We start from the raw sequence: 1,638 nt of genomic DNA, 5'->3' as shown, positions 1-1,638 counted from the left end.
ACTTGTTTGAATGTATTCTTCATGGTAAGGACTGCGACAAGAAGGCTCTTCTGCCATGTTTCTATAAACCGGAATGTTAAAACAAAAATATTTTCTTACGGGCATTTTTTATTTTATCGGCTGAAAGACAGCCGATAAAATTGGCGTGGCGGAAAATAGTATGGTTACGTTTATAGCGATTCTCTGTTTATACAGAACTAGAAGGGGGCTTACATTACAACTGTCTCAAATCAAACGCATAACTATAATCAATCAAGCTATGCTGTTTTTCATTTTGGCGCCACGCTTCTTCAGCATGACTCATTTCTGAAATTTCATTAGCCTTACTCTTCTCAAAATGAACTAATACACATTGTAAAACCTCTAATTCTTCAACTGTAAATAAAGACTGTTCAAATTGCTCAACAGTTGTAATCATACTTCCAGAATAACCATTTCCCAAATTTATGATTTCCTTTTTTAATCCGTCCAAGTTCTCATATATAGTACTATAACGCACAGGAACAGGTCCATAACTTATAGCTTGGTATTGTAACCCGCTAATACCTTTACCATATTTCTTATAGGAAAGAAAATCCGAATAAAATAATAATTTATTTAGCTTTGTTTCAAAAACTCCTTGTAATGCAGATGCAAAAAAGACAATAATCTGCTTAACCTTCTCGGGAATGACAGAAGCATACCCATTCATACTTGAACGTAAAGACAAATGGTTGTGAAATATAAATTCATTTATTTTATTCTCAAAACAGGAATTATTTAATAACAGTTCCTTTACCCTTTTTTCAATTTTAAGTATCTCATCATTGGGAAACTGATTTTGAGCAAGTTTCAGAATTTCCAAAAAGAAATGAGGATCTTTCAAAGCTGAAATCATTTTCCCATTAGACACACTAGGCATCTCTCCTTCTTCGTATTTTCTATATTGGTTATCGCCAAAACCTAAAAGTTTAGACATTCGAAGTGCAGATATACCATATAATTCCCGGACTCTTTTTATTTCATCCGGAAATGGTATCGCATATTTCTGACGATACAAATTATAAACTTGATTCATATTCAGTTGATCAAGTTCAGTTGTAGTAAACTCTTCATTTGTATCCTTACATCTATAAAAATGATATACTATCTCAAAATTGTCTTTTCGAAATTCAAATGATTGCTTCTCATGACACAATGCAGCGTCACCACCTGTAAACGGACTTTTCATAACTTCTACTTTTTATTTTTGAAAGGATGTTCTATTTTTCTCTCTGCCAAATGAAAGGAGACACAGATTGGAGAATTTGCTCCAGTACCTTTACTTATTTTGATATAAACCTCCTTTTTATCTACGGACTTGCCAAACTCCCAAAGTTCTCCCATATAATTCAACTTATCTTCCGTAGGACCTTTATAATAGTCCTCAACTGTCAAAGACATTATTATCTTTTCACGCATAATTGCCGAAATCTCCAAATCAAGCAAAGCTTGCATATTCTTCTTTCTATCTATGCGAAAGATAATCCCGAAAACCCTAGCCTTATCTTTAAATTCTTTCAAGAATTTATCGACTGTTTCTATATCCATATCTAAAATATCTTTATGCAAAGATATGAATAATGTAGTATACTACACAACAAACATTCAACTTTAAAG

General features: G+C 32.7%; 2 protein-coding genes. Both read right to left on the bottom strand.

The window, feature by feature from the left end; genetic code table 11:
• Window positions 1-214 precede the first annotated feature (214 nt).
• On the bottom strand, window positions 215-1,210 hold the full coding sequence (locus DXA05_RS26060; RefSeq protein ID WP_004327161.1) for a type II toxin-antitoxin system antitoxin SocA domain-containing protein: 996 nt from the start codon (window positions 1,208-1,210) through the stop codon (window positions 215-217).
• Between the two features lie 5 nt (window positions 1,211-1,215).
• The gene (locus DXA05_RS26055; protein ID WP_115484493.1) at window positions 1,216-1,569 is read right to left on the bottom strand and encodes a type II toxin-antitoxin system MqsR family toxin; all 354 of its coding nucleotides are present in this window, start codon (window positions 1,567-1,569) and stop codon (window positions 1,216-1,218) included.
• Between the last annotated feature and the right edge of the window lie 69 nt (window positions 1,570-1,638).

Source organism: Bacteroides sp. AM54-2NS (assembly GCF_003602935.1).
GTDB lineage: Bacteria > Bacteroidota > Bacteroidia > Bacteroidales > Bacteroidaceae > Bacteroides > Bacteroides xylanisolvens.
This window is presented reverse-complemented; position numbering and strand designations above follow the sequence as displayed.

Bases quoted from the DNA above. Each gene is read 5' to 3' on its own strand.
- DXA05_RS26060 (WP_004327161.1), bottom strand. From the start codon at position 1,210: ATGAAAAGTCCGTTTACAGGTGGTGACGCTGCATTGTGTCATGAGAAG.
- DXA05_RS26055 (WP_115484493.1), bottom strand. From the start codon at position 1,569: ATGGATATAGAAACAGTCGATAAATTCTTGAAAGAATTTAAAGATAAG.